At 64.8% G+C, this 24,704-nt stretch carries 21 protein-coding genes; 11 read left to right on the forward strand and 10 right to left on the reverse strand.

Annotated elements, in window-relative coordinates; all coding sequences use genetic code 11:
• Positions 1 to 17: 17 nt before the first annotated feature.
• The 3 genes from PQQ51_RS28190 to PQQ51_RS28200 all read right to left on the reverse strand — a co-directional run bounded on the left by PQQ51_RS28190 (position 18) and on the right by PQQ51_RS28200 (position 2,386).
• Positions 18 to 692, reverse strand: coding sequence for a response regulator transcription factor (locus PQQ51_RS28190; RefSeq protein ID WP_408500453.1), 675 nt, complete (start codon positions 690 to 692; stop codon positions 18 to 20).
• A 17-nt stretch (positions 693 to 709) separates the two neighbouring features.
• Positions 710 to 1,633 carry a LysR family transcriptional regulator gene (locus PQQ51_RS28195; RefSeq protein ID WP_408500454.1) on the reverse strand — a complete coding sequence of 308 codons (924 nt, stop codon included), beginning with the start codon at positions 1,631 to 1,633 and terminating at the stop codon, positions 710 to 712.
• Positions 1,634 to 2,011: 378 nt separating this feature from the next.
• Positions 2,012 to 2,386 carry a hypothetical protein gene (locus PQQ51_RS28200; protein ID WP_408500456.1) on the reverse strand — a complete coding sequence of 125 codons (375 nt, stop codon included), beginning with the start codon at positions 2,384 to 2,386 and terminating at the stop codon, positions 2,012 to 2,014.
• Positions 2,387 to 3,151: 765 nt separating this feature from the next.
• Here PQQ51_RS28200 and PQQ51_RS28205 point away from each other — a divergent pair.
• Positions 3,152 to 4,147: a GlxA family transcriptional regulator gene (locus tag PQQ51_RS28205; RefSeq protein ID WP_408500458.1), complete on the forward strand. Its 996-nt coding sequence runs from the start codon at positions 3,152 to 3,154 to the stop codon at positions 4,145 to 4,147.
• Positions 4,148 to 4,268: 121 nt separating this feature from the next.
• Positions 4,269 to 4,820, forward strand: a complete 552-nt coding sequence (rfbC, locus tag PQQ51_RS28210) for a dTDP-4-dehydrorhamnose 3,5-epimerase (protein WP_408500460.1) — start codon at positions 4,269 to 4,271, stop codon at positions 4,818 to 4,820.
• Positions 4,821 to 4,888: 68 nt separating this feature from the next.
• Here the strand turns inward: rfbC and PQQ51_RS28215 are convergent, their stop codons facing one another.
• Positions 4,889 to 5,809, reverse strand: coding sequence for an EamA family transporter (locus tag PQQ51_RS28215; protein ID WP_408500462.1), 921 nt, complete (start codon positions 5,807 to 5,809; stop codon positions 4,889 to 4,891).
• 102 nt (positions 5,810 to 5,911) lie between these two features.
• Between PQQ51_RS28215 and PQQ51_RS28220 the strand changes: the two genes are divergently transcribed.
• Entirely contained in the window at positions 5,912 to 6,814 is a 903-nt protein-coding gene (locus PQQ51_RS28220; RefSeq protein WP_408500464.1) for a LysR substrate-binding domain-containing protein, read from the forward strand.
• A 118-nt stretch (positions 6,815 to 6,932) separates the two neighbouring features.
• Positions 6,933 to 7,562 (forward strand): GNAT family N-acetyltransferase, encoded by a 630-nt coding sequence (locus PQQ51_RS28225; RefSeq protein WP_408500466.1) that lies wholly within the window; start codon positions 6,933 to 6,935, stop codon positions 7,560 to 7,562.
• A gap of 202 nt (positions 7,563 to 7,764) precedes the next feature.
• Here the strand turns inward: PQQ51_RS28225 and PQQ51_RS28230 are convergent, their stop codons facing one another.
• On the reverse strand, positions 7,765 to 7,926 hold the full coding sequence (locus PQQ51_RS28230; protein WP_007182451.1) for a DUF1328 domain-containing protein: 162 nt from the start codon (positions 7,924 to 7,926) through the stop codon (positions 7,765 to 7,767).
• Positions 7,927 to 8,183: 257 nt separating this feature from the next.
• Between PQQ51_RS28230 and PQQ51_RS28235 the strand changes: the two genes are divergently transcribed.
• The 6 genes from PQQ51_RS28235 (at position 8,184) to PQQ51_RS28260 (ending at position 18,467) form a co-directional block, all read left to right on the forward strand.
• Positions 8,184 to 8,711 carry a 2-thiouracil desulfurase family protein gene (locus tag PQQ51_RS28235; protein WP_408500468.1) on the forward strand — a complete coding sequence of 176 codons (528 nt, stop codon included), beginning with the start codon at positions 8,184 to 8,186 and terminating at the stop codon, positions 8,709 to 8,711.
• Positions 8,712 to 9,249: 538 nt separating this feature from the next.
• Entirely contained in the window at positions 9,250 to 10,476 is a 1,227-nt protein-coding gene (wecB, locus tag PQQ51_RS28240) for a non-hydrolyzing UDP-N-acetylglucosamine 2-epimerase (protein WP_408500470.1), read from the forward strand.
• Between the two features lie 134 nt (positions 10,477 to 10,610).
• A complete protein-coding gene (locus PQQ51_RS28245) occupies positions 10,611 to 12,872 on the forward strand; it encodes a cellulose synthase (RefSeq protein WP_408500471.1) in 2,262 nt (753 codons plus the stop codon).
• Between the two features lie 11 nt (positions 12,873 to 12,883).
• Positions 12,884 to 15,022, forward strand: coding sequence for a glycosyl transferase family protein (locus tag PQQ51_RS28250; protein WP_408500473.1), 2,139 nt, complete (start codon positions 12,884 to 12,886; stop codon positions 15,020 to 15,022).
• Entirely contained in the window at positions 15,022 to 15,936 is a 915-nt protein-coding gene (locus PQQ51_RS28255; protein ID WP_408500475.1) for an alpha-amylase family protein, read from the forward strand. Before PQQ51_RS28250 ends, PQQ51_RS28255 begins: the two co-directional genes overlap by 1 nt.
• A gap of 62 nt (positions 15,937 to 15,998) precedes the next feature.
• Positions 15,999 to 18,467, forward strand: a complete 2,469-nt coding sequence (locus PQQ51_RS28260; protein ID WP_408500476.1) for an NfrA family protein — start codon at positions 15,999 to 16,001, stop codon at positions 18,465 to 18,467.
• 16 nt (positions 18,468 to 18,483) lie between these two features.
• On the opposite strand, the gene PQQ51_RS28265 is transcribed toward PQQ51_RS28260, so the two are convergent.
• On the reverse strand, positions 18,484 to 19,107 hold the full coding sequence (locus tag PQQ51_RS28265) for a LysE/ArgO family amino acid transporter (protein WP_408500478.1): 624 nt from the start codon (positions 19,105 to 19,107) through the stop codon (positions 18,484 to 18,486).
• 97 nt (positions 19,108 to 19,204) lie between these two features.
• On the opposite strand from PQQ51_RS28265, the gene PQQ51_RS28270 reads away from it, so the two are divergent.
• Entirely contained in the window at positions 19,205 to 20,098 is an 894-nt protein-coding gene (locus PQQ51_RS28270) for a LysR family transcriptional regulator ArgP (protein WP_408500480.1), read from the forward strand.
• A 15-nt stretch (positions 20,099 to 20,113) separates the two neighbouring features.
• Here PQQ51_RS28270 and PQQ51_RS28275 read toward each other — a convergent pair whose 3' ends face one another.
• The 4 genes from PQQ51_RS28275 to irlR form a co-directional block, all read right to left on the reverse strand.
• Complete coding sequence (locus PQQ51_RS28275; RefSeq protein ID WP_408500482.1) at positions 20,114 to 21,598, reverse strand: SulP family inorganic anion transporter; 1,485 nt, start codon at positions 21,596 to 21,598, stop codon at positions 20,114 to 20,116.
• 6 nt (positions 21,599 to 21,604) lie between these two features.
• Complete coding sequence (locus PQQ51_RS28280; RefSeq protein WP_408500484.1) at positions 21,605 to 22,240, reverse strand: carbonic anhydrase; 636 nt, start codon at positions 22,238 to 22,240, stop codon at positions 21,605 to 21,607.
• Positions 22,241 to 22,398: 158 nt separating this feature from the next.
• Complete coding sequence (locus PQQ51_RS28285; RefSeq protein ID WP_408500486.1) at positions 22,399 to 23,832, reverse strand: heavy metal sensor histidine kinase; 1,434 nt, start codon at positions 23,830 to 23,832, stop codon at positions 22,399 to 22,401.
• Complete coding sequence (gene irlR, locus PQQ51_RS28290; RefSeq protein ID WP_408500487.1) at positions 23,829 to 24,512, reverse strand: heavy metal response regulator transcription factor IrlR; 684 nt, start codon at positions 24,510 to 24,512, stop codon at positions 23,829 to 23,831. Before irlR ends, PQQ51_RS28285 begins: the two co-directional genes overlap by 4 nt.
• Positions 24,513 to 24,704 lie beyond the last annotated feature (192 nt).

The following is a 24,704-nucleotide window of genomic DNA, read 5'->3' on the forward strand; positions in this document are numbered from 1 at the left end:
CCATTGGCAGCAGCGCTTCAGCCGAACAGATAGCCTGAACCGCGAATCGTGCGAATCAACGGACGCTCGCCGGGCATGTCGACTTTCTTGCGCAAACGGCCCACGTGCACGTCGATCAGGTTGGTGCCGGGGTCGAAGCGGCAGCCCCACACCGCCTCGAAAATCATCGTGCGCGTGAGCACCTGGCCGGTGTGGCGCATCATGAATTCGAGCACGCGAAATTCAGTGGGTTGCAGATCGAGTTCGCGCTGCCGGTAGGTGACTTTGCGTTTGACCAGGTCGAGTTCCAGTGCGCCGCTGCGCAACAGCGTTTCGACTTTTGCGTGGCGTGGCCGTCTGCGTAACAGTACTTCGATGCGCGCGGACATCTCGTCGGGCGAGAAGGGTTTGGTCAGATAGTCGTCGCCGCCTGCGCGCAGGCCTTGAATGCGCTGGTCGACGTCGGACATCGAACTCATGACGAGCACCGGCGTTTCCATGCCGACGCCCCGCATCGTCGCGACGATGGTGAGGCCGTCGAGATCGGGCAGCATGCGATCGAGCGTCACGACGTCGTAGTCGCCTGCCATCACCTTGGCCATGCCTTCGCGGCCGGTGCGCGCCACGTCGACCGTGCAGCCGTTCGCGCTGAGCGTCCGCACGATGTCGTCGGCGATCAGCTCGTCGTCTTCGATAGTCAGTATTCTGGGCATGATGCGCAGCGCCCGGGTCAGGCCACGGCCCGCAGTGCGACCTGACGGTCGGGTGCGCGATACTGGCTGACCGCGAAGTCGATGAAACTGCGCACGCGCATCGACAGGTAATTGCGGCCGGAGTACAGGATCGACACCTGACGCGGGCCGCCGTTGATGTCGAACTGTTCGAGAAGCGGTATCAGTCGGCCTTGCGCCAGATCGTCGGCGACGATCGGCGTCGGCAGCAGCGCGATACCCATGTGATTGAGCGCGGCAACCCTCACCATCGCGCTGCTCGTCGCGGTGAGCGCGCTGCCGGTGCTGACGCGGTAAATGCCGTCGGCGTCGGAGAACTCCCAACTGCGCGAGGTGCCGTCGGATACCGTCAGCAATCCATGCCGGTTCAGCGCCGATGGATCGCGGGGCGTGCCGTGGCGCGCAAGGTAAGCAGGCGAAGCGACCACCATTTCGTCGACGCTGGTGAGCGTGCGGCTGACCAGCGTCGAATTGGGGAGCCGCTTGTCGTCGCAGAAGCACACGTCGAAGCCGCCTTCCACCAGATCGATCGGCGTATCGAAGGTCGTCACGTCGAAATCCACTCGCGGATGCAGCGTACGATACGCGGCCAGCAGTGCGCCGAGGCCGGCGCTCGCGAATGTCATCGGCGTGGCGATGCGCAACGTGCCTTGCGGATCGCGCGTGGTCTCCAGCAGATTCGATTCCATTTCGTCGAGTTTTTCGATGATCGCGCGACACCCGTCGAGATACTCGCGGCCCACGTCGGTCAACGAAAGGCTACGCGTGGTGCGATTCAGAAGCCGCATGTTCAGATGCGCTTCCAGCGTGCCCACGCTGCGCGTGACCGCGGCGGCGGACATGCCTAACTGTCTCGCCGCGAGGTGGAAGCTGGCGAGATCGACTACCCGTGTGAAGACACGCATCGCTTGTAGCTGGTTCATGTTGAGCACAGTAGAGAAGGGCGATGCGTGCATCATCGGCGATGGTGGATAAAACGGCGCTGCTAGGTGGATTAAGTCTTTTTTAATTTTGTGCAATGTTCATGAACCGGTCGATGCGATGACAGGATCGCGTACGCTGATCGTCAGCAAGACTAAGGAAAATACAAAAAAAGAGCGCGGACGGAGCCGCGCTTCGGAAAGAGACTTGAATGAAAGTAACCGCAGTGATGCGGCGAGTGAAGTATAGGGCCGGAGTGCCGCGCGCTGCGCGTGCAATCTGAAACGCTGTGCTGCGTCAAATGCAATAAGCGGGGGGCACGCAGGCAACAAGCAGGCAACAAGCAGGCAACAAGCAGGCAGCGCGTAAGTGCTGCCTGCCTAGTTGAGCATGCCGTGTACTTCGAGCGAGGCCTCGAGTTGCTGCGTCAACGCGTGATGGAGTCTCGCGAGACTTTCGGTGGGCAGTGCGAAGCCGGCCCAACCGAGACCGGAGTGGCGCAGGAACAGCATCGTGTTGTCCTGCAGCGGGTGCTTTTCCGTGTGCCAGCACGGATCGATCTCGATCACGTACTGATGCGAGCGCAGCGGCTCCTTCGGAATTTCCGGGCGCATGCTCGAGCGCAGCGCGGAAAGATGTTCGATCAGCGCGTCCAGATCGTCGGCTTCCAGCAGCACGGCGCTCTGGTCGATCGCGATGCGAACCGCGTGTTGTCCATACTCGTTGACCTTCTCGATGCTCATCGGGCGCGTCATGGCGGTGCTCCTTGTAGCTATCACGGTGGACAAATTATGCCGCCGCGACTCTTAGACGAGCCTTAAAGCGAATCATCCGTTGATGAAACTTTGTTTAAGGACGAAGGGCGCGTTCCGTGCCGCGGTTTTGCGTTCATCCGAGGTCGAACGTGCGGCGAAGTTCAGGAGACGATTAATTCATACTTTATCAGGTCGCATGTTTCAATATAGAAACGTTTTTTGATCGTGCTGTTAATGGTGTCCGGATCATTCTGCGGTGAATCGACGAATCGGATAGCAATTCGCTAATTATCACCGCATGCCACGGCTTAAATTCCCGGTTTGCGAATAATTCGCGGATTGTGTGTTCATTATCCGCGATGTTTTTATTTCATGTTTGAAACACTTTTCGTCGGTATTCTCCTGAATGGCGTTATTCGATTCACCGTGTCACGGCTCCGCGGTTCCGCACGGACGTCGGCCCGTAACGCAGGCTGTGTGCGGTTCTTAACATTGGTCCATCGAAATGTTGCGATATCCGCGCAGAACCGTCCGGCGCGTGCGATGATTGTCATATGAAACGCGCAATAATACGTTTCGTCATACATTGACTTTACCAATAATCAATTGTTTTCAAATTTACTATAGCGGTTGCTTCCGCTAGCATTACGCATAATCCGGCAAGCGGCGTTGTCAGCGATTTTCAATCGCCGTATTCAACTCGATAAAAACAGCCGGCCGACGGGTCAGCGGGGTCCACAACTTACGATAGTTTGGGGAAAGATCATGCCGCACATGCACCTGGATACTGCGAGGGTCACCTGGCTACACACGCCGACACTGAACGTGCGTACTGCCGCGCGGCGAATCGGCGTGCTGCTGTTCGACGGCTTCTGGCTGCTCGGGCCCGGCACGGTGGTCGAAATGTTCCAGACCGCCAACGAACTCCTTGGTTCGCGCTCGGGCGAAGAACCGCCCTACGAAGTGCAATTTCTTTCGATGGACGGCGGCAGTGTCGCGAGTTCGTCGTCGGCGCGCATCTGGACCGATCGTATCGACGCGCGCTTCGGCAGCGGCTTCGACGTGCTGTTCATTGCGGGCGGCCACGGTGCGCTCGAAGCCGCGTGCGACGAACGGCTGCTGAACTGGCTGCGCGCGGTGCAGGCGCGCACCCGCGCGATCGAGACGATCGGCGAAGGCCGTCTGGTGCTGGAAGCGGCCGGCCCGAGCGGGCACGACGGCTTTCCGCCGAATCGCTTCATGAACGGCATCACCGGCGAGGCCGCGCTCGGCGCCGCCAGCGACCGTCACGATTGCGCGCGCAGTGCGCTGATGTTCATCAAACGCGATCTCGGCGCGGAACTCGCGCGCGGTGTCGCGGATCGCGTGATGCCGGGCATGGCCGCGACGTGGGTGCCGCTGCCGGCGGAAGGCGGCACGCTCAGCGTAGCCGAGAAGATTCGCGCGGCCGCGCGCTGGATGGAGGCGAATTGCGATCGGCAGGTGTCGGTAGCCGATGCAGCTCAGGTCGCGGCGATGAGCGAGCGCAATTTCCTGCGCCGCTTCAAGCATGAAATGCAGGTCACGCCGTCGGACTATCTGTTGCAGGTGCGCTTGCGCATCGCGTGTAATTTTCTGACCGAAACCGAGTTGCCGGTCGACAAGATCGCACGGCGCAGCGGCACCGGCAATGGCGACCGACTCGCGAAGATTTTCCGCAAACGCATGGCGCTGTCGCCCACCGAGTATCGGGCGCGCAGCCGGGTCGCGACAGAAGCGTAGATGAGCGCATCGGCATCGCGTGCGGCGGCGCCGGGCCGACGGCGCGCGGCAACCCCGCCCGACACGGCTGCCTCGGCGGACCGTGCGGCTGCCGGCAAGCTTATTACGAGCACACAGTGGTATGGGCAACAAGGTAACGGCGACGGCATTGCCGGATGTGAAAATCATCGAGCCCGACGTGTTTTGCGACGAGTTCGGTTTCTGCTTCGAAACCTTCAGTGCGGATGAGTTTGACCAGGACGTATCGGCAGGCTTCGACTTCGTACAGGATCGTCATTTGCGTGCGGTGCGCGGCGTGCTGCGCGGGTTGCACTATCAGGTGCAGCGTTCGCAGGGGCGCCTCGTGCGCGTAGTGGTCGGCGAAGTGTTCGACGTCGCGGTGGACGTGCGGCTCAATTCACCGAACTTCGGCAAATGGTGCGGCACGTATCTGAGCGCGGCCAATCAGCGGCAAGTGTGGGTGCCGCCCGGCTTCGCGCATGGTTTCGTGGTGTTGTCCGAAGTGGCCGAGTGTCTGTGGAAGACCACCGAGTACTGGTTTCCGGAACTCGAGCGCTGCATCTTGTGGAACGATCCGGACATCGGGATCGAGTGGCCGATCGACTTCGCGCCGACGCTCGGCAGCAAGGATGCCGCCGGCAGGCGGCTTTACGAAGCGGAAAACATGGCTTGACCGGATGAGCCGATGCGCGCTCGCCGGGCGCGTCCCGTTGCGCGAGGTCGCCTGATCTTCCACATGGTTCAGCGCGCCACGACCACCGCGCCGACGCTCGCGCTCACCACCAGCAGCACGCCCACCAGTTGCAGGATCCCCATCGGCTGACGCAATACGACGAAGCCGGCCAATGCGCCGATCGCCGGCTCGACGCTCATCAGGATGCCGAAAGAAGCGGACGACATGTGACGCAACGCGATCATTTCCAACGCGTACGGCAATAACGGCACCAGCACCGCCAGGCCGGCCGTCGCCGCGATTTGCGTGACGGCGATGTGCATCCCGCTGCTCGCGAGTCCAAACGGCGTGGCGACCAGCGCAGCCGCGAGCAGCGATACCGACAGACCTTCGAGTCCTTTGAACATCGTGCCGGTTTTCTTCATCAGCACGATATAGCTGCCCCAGCCGAGCGCCGCGCCGAACGCGAGCAGCACGCCGAGCGGCTCGCCGATCCATGCGCCGCCGTGACGCGCGAGCAGGACGACGCCGGCCAGCGCCAGCAGAGGCCACAGCAGCGCCCGCGCGCGGCGCACCGCGAAGGTCGCCACGGCAAGCGGCCCGAGAAAGTCGATCGCGACGGCCAGTCCCAGCGGAATGCGTGAAACCGCGGAGAAAAAGCACAACGTCATGCCGGCCATTGCCGCACCGAGCGCGCCGGCCGCGAGCCAGTGCGAACGCGAATAGCTGAGAAGGCGCGGACGCACGATCACGGCGAGCACGAGGGCGGCCCAGCACAGACGCAACCAGGTGGTGCTGAGCGAGCCATAAGTGGCCATGGTCGGCGCCGAGAGCGCCGCGCCGAATTGCACGCTCGACATCGACAGCACGCAAAGCAAAGCGGCGCCTGCCGCGGCGCTCGCCGGCTTCACGGCGGCATGCGCGGGCGGCTCGATAGCGGGCGCCCCGGCGGCCGTCGGCTGCGTGGGCTTGATCGTGGTGTCTTGCATGATGGCCTGGGAGGTCTTCGGCGGATTCGTTGACCGCTATCTTATCGGTGTGGACCAGATTAAGATAAGTTGATATTACTTATGTCCGTATCAAGAATCGTGATGACCCGAGACCTCGACAGTAGTCTGTTACGCGCGTTCGTCACCGTGGCGGAGACCGGCGCCGTGGGCGTTGCCGCGGTGCGTCTCGCACGCACTCAGGCGGCGGTCAGCATGCAATTGCGCCGCCTTGAAGATGAACTGGGGCAGCGTTTGCTCGACCGCTCGCCGCGTGGCGTGCAACTCACCGAGGCCGGCCATCTGCTGCTGCCTTACGCGCACACGATTCTCGGCGCGGGAGCCGACGCGCGCCGCGCGTTGAGCGCCGGACAGGTATCGGGCACCGTGCGCCTCGGCATGCTCGAAGACATCGCAGTGGGACGACTGCCGCGCGCGCTGCGGCGGTTCTCGATCGCTTATCCGCAGGTGGCGCTGGAGATCGTCGTCGATACGAGCGGGGCATTGTCGAATCGTCTCGTGGACGGCAGCCTCGACGTGGTGGTCGGCGATCCTTCGCTGGTCGATTCGACGCCGTTGCTGACGTGGACGCAGCCGCTCTACTGGGTCGGCGCACGCGGCTTCAATCGCGACGACGCAACCGCGCTGCCCGTGGTGGCGTTCGGCGGTGCATGCCTGTGGCAGCAGCAGGTGCTGAGCGCGCTGCGGCGCGCGGGGATTGCATGGCGCATCGTGTGCACCAGCACCAGTTTGCCGGCCGTGCAATCGGCGGTGGAGGCGGGGCTGGGTGTGTCGGTGCTGCTCGACGGCAATATCCGGCCGGAGTCGATGCGCGTGCTCGGCCAGGCTGACGGCTTGCCCGATGCGCCGAGCGCCGATTTCGGTCTGTTCATGCGCGCGGTATCGGGCGCGCAGGCAGCGGCCGTGCAGGCATTGCAGACCTTCCTCTGCGAAGAATTGCATCTCGGCTTGCGCGAGGGCGAGCCGCTGGTGTCGTCCGCCGGGTAGTGCGCTTCGCACGTTGCGGCGGCCGCCGTTTTGCAGTGAGTTTTTACGACATTTTTTCTTGAGACGCATGCACGCGAAATCTACACTTCGGACATCCTGATAGTGCGAGGTGCTCAACGTGAAGCGACGTGCAACGACGCAACAAGCCATTCGTATCGACTACGTTTCTCACGGCGTCGGCCGCGTCGAACTGCGCCGCTTCGATCCTTCGCGCGATTCTTACGTGGCGTTGACCGCGCTGCTGCATCGGGCTTTCACGAGGCTCGGCGAGATGGGACTCAATTGCACGTGTGTCGACCAGACGGTCGCGATCACGCGTTCACGCGTGATGAGCGGCGACTGCTACGTGGCGGTATGCGAAGGGCGCATTGTCGGCACGATGACGCTGTATGCGCCGCAACGTGATTCGGCATGCGAAATATATCGGCGCGACGACGTCGCGAGCTTGCGTCAATTCGGCGTGGAGCCGGTGTGGCAGTCGCGCGGTATCGGCACATTGCTGATCGCGTTCGCCGACCATTGGGCCGCGACGCGCGGCTACGCGGAACTCGCGCTCGATACGCCGCAACCGGCCGCGCATCTGATCGCGTTTTATCGCGGGCAGGGGTTTCGTATCGTCGATTTTGCGCGCTTCGACGGCAAGCAATACGACAGCGCGATTCTGAGCAAGCCGCCGGTGGCGACGCGTACGTTGGCGAGCTGGTCGCATCGTCTGGGCGTGCCGGGACGGATTGCACGCGCCGCGTGAGCGGACTGTGCGGAGGGTGATCGGCCGGAGTCGCGGTGTTGCACTGCACTGCACTGCGGTGCGATGAAGCAGGCAACCCGATCGCTGCACGTAAAAACCCCGGCCAGGGCCAGCAACTATTGCAAGAGGATGCGGCAACTATTGCAATACGTCGCGGCCGTTCGCCGGGGTCGGTCGGTCGCCTGATGCACCGATGCGGTGGTCAGCGTCGCATCACGCCCATCAGCAAGGTCACGAGGAAGATCACCACGAAGATAAAGAACAGGACCTTGGCGATTTCCGTCGCGCCTGCGGCTATCCCGCCGAAGCCGAATACCGCGGCGATGATCGCGATGATGAAAAAGATTGCAGCGTATCGAAGCATGGGGCCTCCCACCGATGGATTGCTGGATTGATGTTGAAAGCGGCTGAGACTCGCTGCAGCACTGTGTGCGTTGACGGGTTGTGTGCCGGCGAGCGGAATACAGCAATAGGTGTGCCCATGGGGCGGTCCGCGAGTGTGCGGTGCGTGTGCGTGCACTACGCGGCACTCATGCGGCGCTCATGCGGCGCCGACCCGCATTACAATTCCGGGTCGGCCCGCGCCCGCCGGGCCATCCTCCGCCACACGGCGCAAAAAATATGTTGAAGATTCTGGTCAGCGCCTGCCTCGCCGGCCATCCTGTGCGCTACAACGGCAAAGCCAAATCCGCGAAGGAAGCCGCGCACGAAGCGGTGCTCGCCAGATGGCGCGACGAAGGCCGTCTCGTCACCGTGTGCCCCGAAGTGGCCGCGGGTTTTCCGACCCCGCGGCCTCCCGCGGAAATCCAGTTGCGCAGAAGCGGCGCCGACGTGCTCGCCGCCGAGGCCACGATCAAGGACAACACCGGCGCCGACGTCACCGCGCTGTTCATCGCGGGCGCACAGCATGCACTCGAACGGGCGCTGGCGGAAAACTGCCGCTTTGCACTGCTCGCCGACGGCAGCCCGTCGTGCGGCAGCAGCTTCATCCATGACGGTGCGTTCAGCGGCTCGACTCATCCCGCTACCGGCGTCACTGTCGCCTTGTTGCAACGGAACGGCATCCGCGTGTTCGCGGAATCGCAAATCGCCGAACTCGAGGCGGAAATCGCACACGACCCCGTGAGAAGCAACCGCCGGTCAGTTTGACCGCGAACGGTGCGCTATTCCCCACTTGATATTTCGTCGAGATAACGTTTGCGCGCTCTTTAATCCGCAGACGAATTAATCGCGTCGATTCAACCTGCGCGGTTTGACGAGAATTAACAAATGCGGATCGGAAAAAATGCCGGGTAGCATTTTCGGGCTCGATAGAATCCGGAAACGTTTGCGAGGCGGCTGCGGCCTGCATCTTCGTCAAACCCGCCTTCTCGGCGTGATGGCACGGGCATCCCAGGCACGGCACACCAGGCCGGATCGGCCACGAATCCGGCGGAAATGCGCGTTAGAATGCGCTGCGCTTTGTTTGCGTCGGTGTACAGCGGTGTAAAGCGTGTGCACGGGTGAGCAGCGCCCCCGGATCGCCAGGGGAACCCGACCGAACGTCGGCCGTATTTTCGCAATTGATCGATTTGTCCGTCTGTCCGCAACTGTTCGTCACGGACACTTGGGATCGGTAAATAGCGCGCGCTATCGAACTCGCAGCGCCGCTCGCCGCCAATAAAACATTCAAAAAGTTTCAGGACACATGGTAACGAGGATATTGTCGATTTTCGGCACGCGGCCGGAAGCCATCAAAATGGCGCCGCTGATCAAACAGATGGAGGCTGACGCGGACATCGAGTCGGTGGTCTGCGTCACGGGGCAGCATCGGCAGATGCTCGACCAGGTGCTCGATCTGTTCGGGATCGAACCGCATCACCATCTCGCGCTGATGACCGCCGACCAGACGCTCAACGAACTGGCCGCGCGTCTCATCGCAGCGCTCGACGACGTGCTCGCCGCCCTCCGGCCCGACCGCGTGCTGGTGCATGGCGACACCACCACGGCCTCGGCGGCGGCACTGGCGTCGTTTCATCGCCGCATTCCGATTGCGCACGTGGAAGCGGGGCTGCGCACCGGCAATCTGATGCAGCCGTGGCCGGAAGAGATGAATCGCCGGGTCGTCGACGTGATGAGCGATCTGATGTTCGCGCCCACCGCAAGCTCGAAGGCGAATCTCGCGCGCGAAGCGTTGCACGGCAGGATCGTCGTGACCGGCAATACGGTGATCGACGCGCTGAACCTGGCCACTGCGCGCATCGACCGCGACCCGGCGTTACGCGCGGAACTCGACGCGCGTCTACCGTTTCTCGACGGCTCGTTGCCGGTGCTGCTGGTCACGGGCCATCGGCGCGAGAGCTTTGGCGCGGGCTTCGCGAACATCTGCGCGGCGCTCGCCGATCTGGCGCAAACCGATAGCGTGCAGATCGTCTATCCGGTTCATCTGAATCCGAATGTGCGCGGCCCGGTGCAGCAAAGCCTCGGCGGCGCGCGCAACGTCCATCTGATCGATCCGCTCGATTACCTCGGCTTCGTGAGGCTGATGCAGCGCGCGTCGATCATTCTCACCGACTCGGGCGGCGTGCAGGAAGAAGCGCCCGCGCTCGGCAAACCGGTGCTGGTGATGCGCGACGTGACCGAGCGTCCGGAAGCGGTCGAAGCGGGCACGGTGCGGCTCGTCGGCACCGGGTGCGAGGCGATCGTGCGCGCGGTGACGGGGTTGCTCGCGGATGCGCGCGAACGCGAGGGCTTTGCGCATCGGATCAATCCGTATGGCGATGGGCACGCGTCGCAACGGATCGTCGCGGCGTTGACCGGGCGTCCGTTTGCGGAGTTCGAGCCGGTTGCGAACGCGGGGTCGAACGGGGACGTGAGCACGAGCACGGAGAACCTGCACCCGTCCCCGCAGAACGCCGACGTGGTTCTCCGGTGATGCGGCGCGCCGCTTCATCGGCCCGCGCGTTGCACGTCGCCGCGGACATCGCCGCGCGCTTCGTCATGCACCTCGCCGCGCGCTTCGCAATCCGCCATTCACTCCCGTTGCCTCACTTCACCTTGCAGACGACCGTGACATCAGCCTCCGCTTCGCAGGCCACGCGCCGCCCTCACATCAGCCGCGGCCACGCGTTTTCGTTCCGCGTGGCCGCGCTTTCGCTGGCGGCATGCTGTGCGCTTGCCGGCTGGGCCGATGCCGCGCACGCGCAGCAGAACGACGGCTTCGCCGAAGCGCTCGCGCACGCCGGCAACAGCGTGACGAGCCGCACGATCAGCCTGACCGGCCTCGGCATTCGCGACGTCAGCACACTCGGTGCGCCGGACGGCCGTCGCGAATATTACTTCCCGGTGCCCGCGGGCGTGCCGATCGGCGACGCGCAATTGCAACTGGACGCCGACTATCTGCGCGGCGACGGCGGACGCACCACGATGCTGGTGTCGGTCGACGGTTCGCCGGTCCAGGCGCGCGCGCTGACGCAGCCGCAGGGCGACGCGGCCGCGACGCTCGGCATCGGCGGTGCGCCGCGGGCGAACGGCTATGTGCGCGTGGGTCTCGGGTGGTCGTCGGTGATCAACGACGCGGTGTGCGCGGATCAGACCGCGATCGGCAATGTGCTGCGCGTCGCGCCGACCACGCACCTGAGCTATCGCTACGACACCGCCGACGTGAAGGACCTGCGCACCGCATGGACCGCGCTGCCGCGCACGCCGGCCGTGCTGATCGCGGGCGGGCAGGTGAGCGCGGCGAGCTACGACACCGCGTGGCGGGTCGCCGCGCTGCTCCAGCGCGACGGCCGCGAACCCGCGGTGCACAGTTGGCCGAAAGTGGGCGACACGCTCGAACTCGGTTCGCCGAATGTGCTCGACGTACCCGCGCCGCTGCGCGCGTTGCCCGCATTCGCCGCGCTGGCGGCGGCCGGTTCGCATCGGCTCGCCGATCCCGCCGAGCTCGGTGCGCTGCTCGTCGTCGGTTCGGCGCGGCTGGCGCCGGCCGACGTGATCGTGATGGACGACGCGCTGCGCGCTTCGCTCACGGCATCGCTCGATGCGTTGCAGGCGCAGGCGGCCGGCGTGTCCGCGAGCGCCGCCGATGCATTCGCCGCGTGGCGCAAGCGCAGCGCCGCCGCGCTCGTCGCGCCGCTCGCCGCGGGCGAGGCGCGTCTCGTGCACATCATGGGGCAGGCCTCCATCGTGGTCGGCGACAGCCAATCGATCGGTGTGTTGTCGCAAGTCTGGCGTCCGGTCGACGTGTCGAACCAGATGGTGGTGCACGAGATCGACAGCGCCGCGAACGGCCGGTCCGACGCAGTGTCGCTGGCCGCGCTAGGCGGTGAGCCGGGCACGATCGACGTGCGCCGCGAGGCGACCTGGAGCGCGGCCTTCGATCTCGGCGCGGTGGCTGGCGCCGGCCGTCTGCCGGACGACGTCGTGCTCGACCTCGCCGGTTCGCCGAACACGCATGGCTCGGCCGTGGTCGCGTCGATCTATTTCAACGACGTGCTGATCGGCGCGCGACTGCTCGGCACCGAGGGCCGCGCGCAGCACGTGGTCGCGCATATCCCGCGCTACGCGCTGGCCGCCCGCAACGTGTTGCGCGTGTCGCTGCAGCGTCAATCCGACGCGGGCTGCGCGACCAATCAGGGCTTTCCGGTCGCGGTGCTGCCGAGCAGCCATCTGACGCTCGTGCAAGCGGACGGCGACGTGAATTTCACCGGTATGGTCGCGCGTTTTGCGTCGAGCGCGACGCTGATCGTGCCCACCGCGTATCTCGCCGACGCGACCGTGACGCTGCCGCGCGTCGCCCGTCTCGCGGACGCCGCCGGCGTCGCGCCGCAACGCGCGGTGCTGAGCGTGACGCCCGCCGGCCAGAGCGCCGCGCCGACGAGCGCGTTTCTCGCCGTCGACGTGCCGCTCGCCGATTCGAAATCGCATGTCCGCGTGACCGACAACGGCCTGACGATTCTCGGCCCGGACGAGCACACGCTGTACGACGTCAGCGGCGTGGCGAATCTGAGCGGCGTGGGCGTGATCCACGTCGCGCATTCGGGCGCCACCGCGGGTGTGGTCTATCGCAGTCTCGGCGCGCCGCCGCCTGTGCTGCCCGCCGCGTTGCAACTGGGGTACGGCGACGTGGCCGTGGTCGACGGCAGCGGCGTGTTGAAGGAACTCGACACGACGAATGCCGGCGGCGTCGAGCGCGGCAGCGCCGGCACGCCGTGGTCGCGCGACTGGCTCACCTGGGTCGTACCGGCCGCGGTGCTCGGCCTGTTCGTCGCGTTGCTGCTGCTCGCCGCTCATACGCGACGCCGCAAGCGCAAACAGGCCGGCGAGTGAGTCCGCACGCGATGGATCTGCACCTCGGCTCTCATCTCGGATACTACGCGGCCGAGTACTACGACCTGCTGCAATACGGCGCGGGCGTCATCGCCGTGCTGATTCTGCTGTCGAGCCTCGACGATCTGTTCATCGACGCGTGGTACTGGATCCGTGAAGCGTATCGCGCGTATTCGGTCAAACGCGTGCACCGGCCGCTCACCGTCGAGCAGTTGCGCGCGCGCGAAGAGCAGCCGCTCGCGATCATGGTGCCCGCGTGGCTCGAATACGACGTGATCGCGGCGATGGTGGAAGACATGGTGCGGGTGCTCGACTACCGCAACTACGTGGTGTTCGTCGGCACCTATCGGAACGATGCGCAGACGATTGCCGAGGTCGAGCGCATGCGCCGCCGCTACAAGCAGTTGCGGCGTGTGGAGGTGCCGCACGACGGGCCGACCTGCAAGGCCGATTGTCTGAACTGGGTGATCCAGGCGATCTTCCGCTATGAGCAGGACGAGCAGATCGAATTCGCCGGCGTGGTGCTGCATGACAGCGAAGACATGCTGCATCCGATCGAACTGAAGTTCTTCAACTATCTGCTGCCGCGCAAGGACATGATCCAGTTGCCGGTGGCGTCGCTCGAGCGGCACTGGTACGAACTCGTCGCCGGTACTTACATGGACGAATTCGCCGAGTGGCACGCGAAGGATCTGGTGGTGCGCGAGAGCATGGTCGGGTCGGTGCCGTCCGCGGGCGTCGGCACCTGTTTCTCGCGGCGCGCGCTGCTCGCATTGAGCGAAACGACCGGCAACCAGCCGTTCAATACAGATAGCCTCACCGAGGACTACGACGTCGGCGCGCGGCTCGGCAAGCTCGGCATGCAGTCGATCTTCGCGCGCTTTCCGGTGCAGTTCCGTTCGCGCCGCGCCAGCTGGTTCGGTCTCGGCAAGGACCGCGACGTGACCGTGACGATGCCTTTGTGCGTGCGCGAGTTTTTCCCCGACACGGTGCGCACCGCATACCGGCAACGCGCGCGCTGGGCGCTCGGCATCGGTTTGCAGGGGTGGCAGCACACCGGCTGGAGCGGCACGCTCGCGAACCGCTATCTGCTGTTTCGCGATCGCAAGGGTGTGGTGACGGCGTTCGTCGGCATGCTGGCTTACCTGCTGGTGATCCAGTTCCTGATCTTCATGGCCGCCGACGCGATGGGCCTCGCGAGCGAAATGTGGCCGTCGCCGTTTACCGATTCGAAGTGGATGGACGTGGTGCTGTGGCTCAATGCCGGCGCCGTGGCGTTGCGCGTGATCCAGCGCAGCTACTTCGTGAGCCGGCTGTACGGCTGGGAGCATGGGCTGATGTCGATCCCGCGGATGGTGGTGGGCAACTTCATCAACTTTCTTGCGGTGTCGCGCGCGTGGCGGATGTTTCTCTCGCATCTGGTGACCGGCAAGCGGCTCGTGTGGGACAAGACCATGCACGACTTTCCGTCGGCGGATGGGTTGACCGGCGGACGCCGTCAGCGGCTCGGCGAACTGCTGCTGTCCTGGCAGGCGATCGACGAGCGTCAACTCGCCGCCGCGCTCGACGACGAACACGCGCGCGAAGCACCGCTCGGCCGCGTGCTGATGGCCAAGGGCTGGCTCGATGAGGAAACGCTCGCGGAAGCGATCGCGTTCCAGGCAGACCTGCCGCGCGCGACATTGGATCCGGCGCAACTGCGCGCCGAGTGTGCGCGTCTGCCGCTCGACGCGGCGATCCGTCACCGCGTGCTCGCGCACGGCACGGATGCCCGTGGGCGCGCGGTGCTGCTCGCCGCCAGTCCGCTTGCCGACGATGTGCTCGCGCAACTCGCCGAGTCGATCGGTCAGCCTGTCACGCTGCAGATCGTGCGCGAAAGCGAAATCGCCACCGGTTTGCGTCTGTTGCGCGGCGAGCAGGCCGCGCTGCTGCCGGGCGCCGCGCGCGTGCCGCTGATCGGCGATCTGCTGATCGAACTGGGACATGTGACGCGCGAGCGTTTCGACGCGGCGCTGGAGCGTTACCGGCCGGACCGCGACGGCCGGATCGGCGACTTCATGATCGCTCGCGGTGTGATCACCGGCGCCGCGCTGAACGCGGCCATCGACGCGCAGAGCCGCGCTCGCGACAATGCGGGGGTGCGGACGTGATGCTGCGCTGGTTGCGTTTTTTGCGCCCGTTGCGCCCGTTGCAAGGGTTGTCGTTGCGGCGCGCCGTCGCCGCGCGTGGGCTGCGGCGCGTGCATGCGGTTCGCGGCGGTTTGTCAGCCCTATCGCTGACGACCCTCGTGACGCTTGCCGGCTGCCAATCGCCGCCGGCCGTGCAGGGCATCGCATGGCAGCCCGACAACGAGCACGTCGACCCGCACGGCGACTGGCAACGCCTCGGCGTCAGCGATCTATTGATCCAATGGACCGAGGTGGACGACACCGCGTTCGTGGCCGGCACCGCGCAGCCGCGCGCGCCGCGTCTGCCCGACTGGCAGCGTATCGCGCGCGAACCCTGGGCGACTCATGTGCTGCTCGGACTCGCGGGACGTTTCGACGAAAGCGCTGCGCGCGCACACGCCGCGCAACTGGTCGAGCAGTCGCTGCAACTGGCGGCCGCGGCGCCGCCGCTCAATATCGAAGGCTGGTATTTCCCCGTCGAAGTAGATCCGACCTGGCAGGACGCGCGCAGTCTCGCGCCGTTGCTCGCGCGTTTGCCGCGGCCGTTGTGGATCAGCGTGTACGACCGCTCGAACATCGGCGGCAATGCGCTGGCCGACTGGCTCGACAGCTGGTTGCCGCGCGACGTCGGCGTGCTGTTCCAGGACGGCGTCGGCGTGTATGCGCGCGAGCCGCAAGTCGCGCGCGCGTATGCCGACGCATTGGCGGCGAAGCTCGGGCACGAGCGCGTACGGATCATCGCCGAAGCATTCCGGCCCGGGACCGACAAGCCGTTTCGCGCGGCGACGGCAGCCGAACTGCGGCCGCAGCTCGACGCGTATCGCGGCTATCGAACCTATCTCTTTGACGGACCGCACTATGTGGCGCCTGAACTCGTGGAAGAACTGCTGAAGTGATCGATCGTCTTCCACCTGGTAGGAGGCGGCGCGCCGTTTTTGCGTTGTCCTGTGCATCGTTTTTGACGCTCGCTTTTGCGAGTGCGCCGGCCCGTGCCGATGCAATCCTGCCGCTGCCGTTGAGTGGCGACGCGTATCGCGTGGCTCAGGATGCGTACGGCGCGTTCGCGCAGCATCGTTACGCGGAGAGTGCCCGCGATGCGCGCGAGGCGATCCGCCAGCGTCCGGATGTGGCGTCGCTGCGGCTGCTGTTGGCGAACGCGCTGGCGGCCGGCGGCGATGTGGCCGGAGCGCGGCGCATGCTCGACAGCGCGATCCGCGAACTCGGTCCCGATAAGGCATTGATTGCGCGCCGCGGAGAACTCGCTGCGTTGGCGAGCGTGCCGCGCGGTGGTGGCTCGCATGGGCCGTCAGCGCTTGCCGGCAAGCGTGACGCGCGACGCGCGTCGGATATGTCGGTGGACAAATCAGCGCCGCTGACCGGCGCAGCCTTCGAAGCAGCCGACCGCGCCTACCGTGCGTACGCGAAGAACGACTACGCGGCTGCGGTCGCCGCCGCGAACGACGCGTTGGCGCTGCGCCCCGATGTGCTGAGCTTGCGCTTGCTCGTCATCGACGCGCTCGCCGCACAGGGCGACGACAACGGCGCGTACGCCGCGGATCTCGCTGCGCGCGAGCACGGCGGCGACAACGAAAGCCTGCGTCTGCGGCGCGTGTTCATCGGCGGGCGTCTCGCGCCCGCGCTCGCTACGGCTTCGTACGACGCATTCGAACAAGGCGACTTCGACACCGCCGTCGACGACGCGCGTCGTGCAGTCGGCTACGCGCCCGGCGTGCTCGCGTATCACGAACAACTGATCGCGGCGTTGCTGCGCGCGAACCGTCTCGCGGAAGCGGATCAGGCCGCCACCGACACGATCGCCGTCGACGAAACCGCGATCGTGCCCTGGGCGCTGCGCGGCTACATCCACGCACGGCTGGGCGAGCACGCGCAGTCGCTCGCCGACTTCGACCACGCGCTGCAGATTCGCGACGCCGTGCAGCAGGACGAACGCAATAGCCGCCTCGTGATCGCCGATGTCGCGCTCGCGACCGGCGAGCCGCAACGCGCGCTCGACGCGTTGCAAGACCTGAAGCCGATCGGCGACGCAACCGATCTGATGATTGCCGTGCGCCGCCGCAATGCGAAGCGCGCGCTCGCGGACGCTCCGGGCGGGACGAATGTCGGCCCGGCGAGCGTGGCCGCAGGCATCCCGGCAGTGCGTCTGCCGGCGCCGATTCTCGATTGCACGGTGTCGCCGAACGGCGCGTTCTGTTCGCTCAATCCGTACGATCCGGCATTCGCGATTCATCAGGCCGGCGCGCGTGCTTACGACAAGCACGACTATGCGGTGGCGCTCGAACGCGCCCGCGAAGCCGTGCGCATCGCGCCGGACGATCCGGTGCACCGGATGTTCCTGATCAACACGCTGAACGCCGCCGGTCAGCCGGCCGAAGCGCGTCGCGAATCGGCCGCGCTGGTCGACGCCGGTCTGCTCGACAGCCTGCCGGACCTCGACGCCGCTTATCTCGCGGCGGGCGCGGGCAAGCCCAAGCTTGCCGCGTATCACTTCAGCATCGCGGACCAGGCGCATGAATTGCCGCCAGCGAGTCTGCTGGACGCCGGCTACGCGAGCCTCGGCGCTGGCATGGCGGAGGCCGCGACCGGCTACTTCAAACGCAGCCTCGACGCCGACGCCGGCAACGCGATCACGCTGACACCGCAGCAACGTTTCGATACACGTCGCGCGGATTCGGAGCTGGAGCGCACGTGGGGAGTGAATGCGTCGCTGGGGTATCGTGCGCCGGGCGGTCAGACGAATCTCGCGCTGAACCCGTCGGCGAGCGCCGACGAAAATCTGCAAGGCGGCGCGGAAGCTTACTGGCGGCCTTTCGGTTATCTGGGCGGCCGCACGGTCGAACTGTACGCGCGGCTCTACGACACCTTCTATTCGAAGGCCGGCGACGCGACCGGTACACCGAGCTTGCAAGGCGCGCTCGGCGTTCGCGCCAAACCGTTCGCGACGCAGAACGTGATCTTTGCGTTCGAACGCGTGATTGCGCTCGGCAGCCGGGTGCAACCGGACTGGCTCGCGCGGCTTGCGTATTCGAACGGCTTCGGCAACGATCTGCGGGTCGACGTGCCGAGCTGGTGGACCGGCCAGCTATACGGCGAGGCAGGCCGTTTCATCACGCACTCGCAGAACTATTGGACTTTCAACGGCGAACTGGGGCGCAGCTTCCGGCTCGATCAGTTGAGCCCGCATGCGGTGGTGTTTCCCTATGCGGTGATCGGCGGCGACTACAACGCGCAGATCAACCATTCGAGTGCATTCGGTGCGGGCGTCGGTGTGAATCTGCGTTACTGGTTTCGCGAAGACACGTATCATGCGCCGCGCTCGTTCGTCGATCTGTCGCTGCAATACCGCTTGAAGATCGCCGGCGACGACCGCGCGCGCGGCGTTTTCTTCAATGCCAATTTCAACTATTGATTCGACGGCGATCCAGTCACCGCAACTGCGTTACCGCCAGCAGCAACACCATGCCGCCGATCGCGCCGTCGAGCACACGCCACGCGGTTGCGCGGCGAAACAGCGGCGCCAATGCGCGCGCACCGTATCCCAGCCCGACGAACCAGATGCCGCTCACCGCCATCGCGCCGAGCGCGAAGGCCACTCGCGCACCGTCCGGCTCGCGGGCACCGGCCGTGCCGATCAGCAGGAACGTGTCGAGATACACGTGCGGATTGAGCCACGTGAACGCGAGCGTCATCAGAACGATCGGCATGGCGCGCTGAACCGGCGGTACGGGCGCGGCGCCGTCATTCGTATCGAGCACCGCATGGCCCGGGCGCACCGCGCGGCGCAGCGCGTTGACACCGAACCAGGCCAGATAGGCGAGCCCGACATACAGCATCGTGTGGACGAACACCGGATAGCGTTCGACCAGCACCGACGCACCGCCGACGCCCGCGCCGATCAGAATGCAATCCGACAACGCGCACAACGCGACGATCTTGCCGACGTGCGAGCGCATGATGCCTTGGCGCAGTACAAAGGCGTTCTGCGCGCCGATTGTCACGATCAGCGAAGCGCACAGCGCGACGCCGTGAGAAAAAGACAGCCAGTTCATAAACGATCCAGTAGACGGGAGAAGCCAACGACGCTAGTCTGCGGTGTTGCTCCTCATAAGAGAAGCTAATTTACCTAACCTGGATTAAGGAACGCTAATGCTGGACTACGCGTTGCTCGATGCACTGGCCGCCGTGGTGCGTCACGGCTCGTTCGATCGAGCGGCCAGCGAGCTGAACGTGACGCCGTCCGCGGTGTCGCAGCGGATCAAGCTGCTGGAGGAGCGGGTGGGCAGCGTGCTCGTCAAGCGCGGCCAGCCTTGCGTGGCGACCACCTCGGGCGCGCTGTTGTGCCGCCATACCGAGCGCGTGCAACTGCTGGAAGCGGAGCTGACCGGCCGGCTGCCGGCGCTGCCCGGCGCGCTGGTCGAGCCGTGGCCGACGCTTCGCATAGCCGTCAACGACGACAGCGTGGGCACCTGGTTCATCGACGCGGTCGCGGGTTTTTGCGTCGAGCGCGAGATGCTGCTCGATCTGGTGATCGACGACCAGGACCACACCGCGCAGCGGATTCGCGACGGCAGCGTGCAGGGCGCGGTGACCACGCAAGCCGAGCCGGTGCAGGGCTGCCGCTCGACGCGGCTCGGCCGGATGCGCTATCTGGCGGTCTGCACGCCGGCGTTTTGTGCGCGCCATTTCGCCGGCGGCGTCACGCGCGAGTCGTTGCGGCGCGCGCCGTGTGTCGCCTTCAATCCGAAGGATCAGTTGCAAAAGCGCTTCATGCGGCGCATCACGCGCGCCGAACTCGATCCGCCGCTGCACTGGATTCCGCACGTCGCCGGCTTTTTGCGCGCCTGCGTGACGGGACTCGGCTGGGGCATGTGTCCCGAGCGGATGATCGCGCCGCATCTGGCGAGCGGCGAATTGATCGACATGGCGCCGGGCAAGCATATCGACGTCGATCTGTACTGGCAGAGCTGGCGTTTGTCGATCGGCTGGCTCGACGATTTCGGCGCGGAACTGCGCAAGCGGGCGACGGAGTTTCTCGACTGAGTCCGTCGGATCGTCTCACTTCGCCGGCCAGTCTTTGTATTCCATCCGAACGCCGTTTTCTTGCGCGCGCAGTGCGAACTGTCCGATCACCTGGTGTATATCGTGATCGATGTGGTCGGCGCGTGCGGCATCCAGAATCAGCGTGGCACCCGGTGGAATCTGCTCGAGATAACTTTTCAGTTGCGGTGTGGACAGGAAGCTCGCGCTTTTGCGGATCGTCAACAGGTGATAGGCGCCATGCCGCGTGAAGGTCAGCACACGCCGGGAATTCTGCTCGATCATCAACACGACGCTCAGCGCGAAGCCGATCGCGATGCCGATCAGCAGATCGGTCAGCAACACCCCGGCAATCGTGCCGACGAAAGGCACGAGCTGCGCATAACCCGCCCGGCCCATCGAGATGAACAGTTGCGGTTTGGCGAGCTTGTAGCCGGTGTAGATCAGAATCGCCGCGAGGCTTGCCAGCGGTATCAGGCTGATCACGCCGGTCAACGCGAGCGTGGCGACCAACAGGATCGCGCCGTGCGTCATGCACGCGAGGCGGCTCCGTGCGCCGGCATGCAGATTCGTCGCGCTGCGGACCACTACGGCCGTGATCGGCAGCGCGCCGAGCAGACCGCCGAGCGTATTGCCCACGCCCTGCGCGAGCAGTTCGCGATTGGGCGGCGTTTTTCGATGCGACGGGTCGAGTTGTTCGAGCGCTTCGAGACTGAGCAGGGTTTCCAGACTGGCGACGATCGCAATGATCGCGGCGACGCGCCATACCGCGGGGTTGGTCCACTGCGTGAGGTCGGGGAAGGTGAGTGCGGCGCCGAGCGCATCCCACGAGCCGAGCGGCGGCATGCTGACCGTCGGCAAGGACGGCATCGCGCCGGGCGCGAGCCATCCGGCGACTGCGGTCACCGCGATGCCGAGCAGAACGACCGCGAGCGGCCCGGGAATCGCTCGTACTACGCGCAGCCGGCGCAACGTCGGCGAATCCCAGGCGATAAGCAGACCCAGCGAGATGAGCGAGAGCGCCGCGACCCCGATGGAGATCAGTCCGTTCGCGAAGCCCACTGCCGTCGGCAACTGGTTGATGATCAGCAGAATGCCGATCGATGCGAGCATCCCGTTGATGACCGGTATCGGCACATAGCTGGCGAGCCGTCCGGCGCGCAGCAGGCCGCCTATGCATTGCAACAGCCCTGCGAGGATCAGTGCCGTCAGGAAAGCGGAAAAGCTGCCGAGCGTCGCGAGCGCCTGCACGACGATCACGACAAGCCCGGCTGCCGGACCGCTGACGCTGAGCCGCGAGCCGCTCAGCAGCGCTACGACCAGTCCGCCGATCACGCCGGCAAGGATGCCGGCGAACGGCTTGACGCCGGACGCGGCGGCAATGCCGAGGCAAAGCGGCAGTGCGATCAGGAACACGGTGATGCCGGCGAGCAGATCGCTTCGAATCGCGGAGGCGGCGGTGGGAGTGAGCCGGTGGGGCGTCGTCGTGTTGAGGTCTGTCATGGCGGCCTACCTGTGTTGAACGTTTCGAAGCGGAAGACGGTGCGCCTGATCGTGTTCGCGCGATGAATCCGTGAGCTCTTTCAGGCGACCTTCGCGCATCGAAAATATCCAGCCGTGAATCTCGACCTGCGGTTGTGCGTTCTGAATTAGCGGCAACTCGCGCAGCGCTTTTACCTGCGCAAGTACATTGAGTTCGGCGAGCCGGTCCGCGCGCTCCTCGAGGCGCGGCAACCGGAGGAGCTCCGCAGCATGGCGGGCGGACAGCTGGCGCACGCTGTCGATGCGCCGATTGACGTTCGGCAGTTCCGGCGCCGGTTCGCGCAGCGCCGCGTGCATGCCGCCGCAGCGATGGTGTCCGCATACGATGATGTGCTGCACCCGCAGCGCGAGCACCGCGTACTCGAGTACGCTTGCGAGGTTGTCATCGCGCTCGGCGACCAGGTTCGCAATATTCCGATGGACGAAGATATCGCCGGGCACGGCGCGCGTAATGGCCTCGGGCACGCGGCTGTCGGAGCAGCCGATCCACAGTACCTGGGGTTGCTGGCTGCTCGCGAGGCGCGAAAAGTACGCGGGGTCGCGCGTGTTGAGTTCTTCGGACCATGCGAGATTCTCGACAAGCATACGTTTGGGGTGAGTCATGGTGGGCTACCTCCAGAAACAATTGGTATGCCGAAATGTTTAAGGCATGACTTATTCTGGCTGAAGGGAATGAGGCGGTCGTGATGGTGGGATGACAGTTTCGTCATCCGTGTCGCAGCGAATCCGGCTACCGTCCACGTGCAGAGCCGGTACGGGCTTTAGTTTGGAAAGCGCAGCGCAAAGGTGGTGCGTACGTGCGGCACGCTCTCCACGCTGCATTCGCCGTGGTGCTCGTCCATGATGGATTTGACGATGGCGAGGCCGAGGCCGGTGCTGCTCGCCGGGTTATGCCGCGCTGGGTCGATCCGATAGAAACGATCGAAAATGCGTGTGAGGTGAGGGCCGGCGACTCCCGCGCCGGTGTCGGACACGGAGAGTTCGACATGGCGCGCACGCTCCACGCAGTTCACTTCGACCGTGCTGCCGCGCGGCGCATGGACCAACGCGTTCGAGATCAGATTGCTGAGCGCGCGCTGAACCAGCAGCACGTCGCCGACGAAATGCGCTTCGCCATTTACGGCGATCTCCACGCCGGCATCCGAGGCCATGATTTCGTAGTAACCGGCGACTCGCAACGCCTCGGCGCGTGCGTCGATTCGCTGTAACGACAGGCGGCGCTGCGCGTTGTCGGTTCGCGCGAGAAACAGCATGCTTTCGATCAGACGCGACAGCCGCTGCAATTCATCGACGCTCGACTCGATTACCGCACGGTAGTCATCCTTGCTACGACGCTGTGACAATGCAACCTGGGCTTCGGCGAGCAGGTTGGTCAGCGGTGTGCGCATGTCGTGCGCGAGATCGGATGAGAATTGCGTGAGACGGCGAAACGATTCGTCCAGCCGCGCCAGCATGCGATTGAAGGCCAGGCTCAGGTCTTTCAGTTCGCCGGCCATATCGTGCTCGGGTAACGGTTGCGCGAGACGGTTGCTGGAAATCTGTTCGGCGAGCGCGGTCAGGCGCCTCAGCGGTCGCAGTCCCAGGCGCGCGATCGACCACGCCAGCAACGCGTTCGCCAGCGTGCCGATCAGGATCACGAACAAAACGGTGAATGCATAGGAACGCAGGAGCGATATCTCTCCGGTTGCGTCGTACTGTACGACCACACGTACTTTGACACCGGAGCTGGCGGCGAGCGGCGCCATCGCGACGACAAAGCGCAGTTGCGTGTCGTTCATCGTTATTTTCACCGGACCTGGCCCCTCGCTCGCGGCCAGCACCTGGGCATTCGGCCGGTAGCCGCTGGAGTGGGTGAGTGGCGCGCCGCCCGCGTCGAACAGTGCGACGTCGAGATTCTGGTGACCGTGTAAGCGGCCGTACCAGATCTCGCGATCCGCTTTTACCGCTTCGATGCTGGGCAATGCACGCAGCTTCCGTTGCAGCGACGTGACAGCGGTGGTCATCTCTCCGTCGGAGGCCGATTCTATTTGTTTTTCCAGCCCGCGATACAGCAGCACACCGTTGAAGATCAGCAACTGCGAAGTGGACAGCGCAAACAGAACCGTCAATCGCAAACGGAGTGTGCGCGGCAGGATGGATGCGACGAGCTGCCGTGCGAGTTGCTGGAGCGCTGCGATGGAAATGCTTTGCGTCATCGCAGCGAGGGGCCGCGATCTTCCAGTACGTAGCCCATCCCGCGTACTGTATGAATCAGCTTCGGTTCGTAGTTGTCGTCGACTTTCGCGCGCACTCGGCGAATCGCGGCGTCGACCACGTTGGTGTCGCTGTCGAAGTTCATGTCCCATACCTGGGACGCGATGGTCGAGCGCGGCAGGATTTCGCCCTGGCGGCGCATCAACAGCCAGAGCAACGCGAATTCCTTGGCGGTCAACAGAATTGTGTCGCCCTGGCGGGTGGCTTTGCGGCGGGTCAGATCGAGCGCGAGGTTGGCGACATGTAGCGATGCGGCTTCGCGGCCGTGACCGCGCCGCAGGATCGAGCGCACGCGGGCCAGCAATTCGGCGAAGTCGAACGGTTTGCCGAGATAGTCGTCACCGCCTAGTTCGAGACCGCGCACCTTGTCGTCGACGTCGTCGCGCGCGGTTAGCAGCAGGACCGGGGTGGCGCGCGTGTGGCGCAGGTTCTTCAGCACGGTCCAGCCGTCGATGCCGGGCAGCATCACGTCGAGGATGATCAGGTCGTAGTCTTCGGTGAGCGCGAGGTGTTGGCCTGTTGTACCGTCTTCGGCCCAGTCGACGACAAAGCCCGCCTCGGTTAGGCCCTTGCGGAGGTATGTGCCGGTTTTTGTTTCGTCTTCGACGATCAGAATTCGCATGGGTGATTTTCCTCGTCGTGGTGGTGATGCTGGTTTTTTCTGGATATCGGTGGTTTTTGATATATAACGGTGTGCTGAATATTTTTTTGTTTATACCATGGAGCTGGATTGATTCGCTGTGATGTGGGGTGGTTTGACATTTGTTTTTGCCTGCGGCGGTTGCGGTTTTACTCATTTCTTTGTGGTCTATTT

The sequence above is a fragment of the Paraburkholderia xenovorans genome, from assembly GCF_046030735.1.
GTDB classification, from domain to species: Bacteria; Pseudomonadota; Gammaproteobacteria; order Burkholderiales; family Burkholderiaceae; genus Paraburkholderia; species Paraburkholderia xenovorans_A.

Excerpts from the sequence above, each read along its gene's own strand:
- PQQ51_RS28190 (WP_408500453.1), bottom strand. The coding sequence starts at position 692 with ATGCCCAGAATACTGACTATCGAAGACGACGAGCTGATCGCCGACGAC.
- PQQ51_RS28195 (WP_408500454.1), bottom strand. The coding sequence starts at position 1,633 with ATGAACCAGCTACAAGCGATGCGTGTCTTCACACGGGTAGTCGATCTC.
- PQQ51_RS28200 (WP_408500456.1), bottom strand. The coding sequence starts at position 2,386 with ATGACGCGCCCGATGAGCATCGAGAAGGTCAACGAGTATGGACAACAC.
- PQQ51_RS28205 (WP_408500458.1), top strand. The coding sequence starts at position 3,152 with ATGCCGCACATGCACCTGGATACTGCGAGGGTCACCTGGCTACACACG.
- rfbC (WP_408500460.1), top strand. The coding sequence starts at position 4,269 with ATGGGCAACAAGGTAACGGCGACGGCATTGCCGGATGTGAAAATCATC.
- PQQ51_RS28215 (WP_408500462.1), bottom strand. The coding sequence starts at position 5,809 with ATGCAAGACACCACGATCAAGCCCACGCAGCCGACGGCCGCCGGGGCG.
- PQQ51_RS28220 (WP_408500464.1), top strand. The coding sequence starts at position 5,912 with ATGACCCGAGACCTCGACAGTAGTCTGTTACGCGCGTTCGTCACCGTG.
- PQQ51_RS28230 (WP_007182451.1), bottom strand. The coding sequence starts at position 7,926 with ATGCTTCGATACGCTGCAATCTTTTTCATCATCGCGATCATCGCCGCG.
- PQQ51_RS28235 (WP_408500468.1), top strand. The coding sequence starts at position 8,184 with ATGTTGAAGATTCTGGTCAGCGCCTGCCTCGCCGGCCATCCTGTGCGC.
- wecB (WP_408500470.1), top strand. The coding sequence starts at position 9,250 with ATGGTAACGAGGATATTGTCGATTTTCGGCACGCGGCCGGAAGCCATC.
- PQQ51_RS28250 (WP_408500473.1), top strand. The coding sequence starts at position 12,884 with ATGGATCTGCACCTCGGCTCTCATCTCGGATACTACGCGGCCGAGTAC.
- PQQ51_RS28255 (WP_408500475.1), top strand. The coding sequence starts at position 15,022 with ATGCTGCGCTGGTTGCGTTTTTTGCGCCCGTTGCGCCCGTTGCAAGGG.
- PQQ51_RS28265 (WP_408500478.1), bottom strand. The coding sequence starts at position 19,107 with ATGAACTGGCTGTCTTTTTCTCACGGCGTCGCGCTGTGCGCTTCGCTG.
- PQQ51_RS28270 (WP_408500480.1), top strand. The coding sequence starts at position 19,205 with ATGCTGGACTACGCGTTGCTCGATGCACTGGCCGCCGTGGTGCGTCAC.
- PQQ51_RS28275 (WP_408500482.1), bottom strand. The coding sequence starts at position 21,598 with ATGACAGACCTCAACACGACGACGCCCCACCGGCTCACTCCCACCGCC.
- PQQ51_RS28280 (WP_408500484.1), bottom strand. The coding sequence starts at position 22,240 with ATGACTCACCCCAAACGTATGCTTGTCGAGAATCTCGCATGGTCCGAA.
- PQQ51_RS28285 (WP_408500486.1), bottom strand. The coding sequence starts at position 23,832 with ATGACGCAAAGCATTTCCATCGCAGCGCTCCAGCAACTCGCACGGCAG.
- irlR (WP_408500487.1), bottom strand. The coding sequence starts at position 24,512 with ATGCGAATTCTGATCGTCGAAGACGAAACAAAAACCGGCACATACCTC.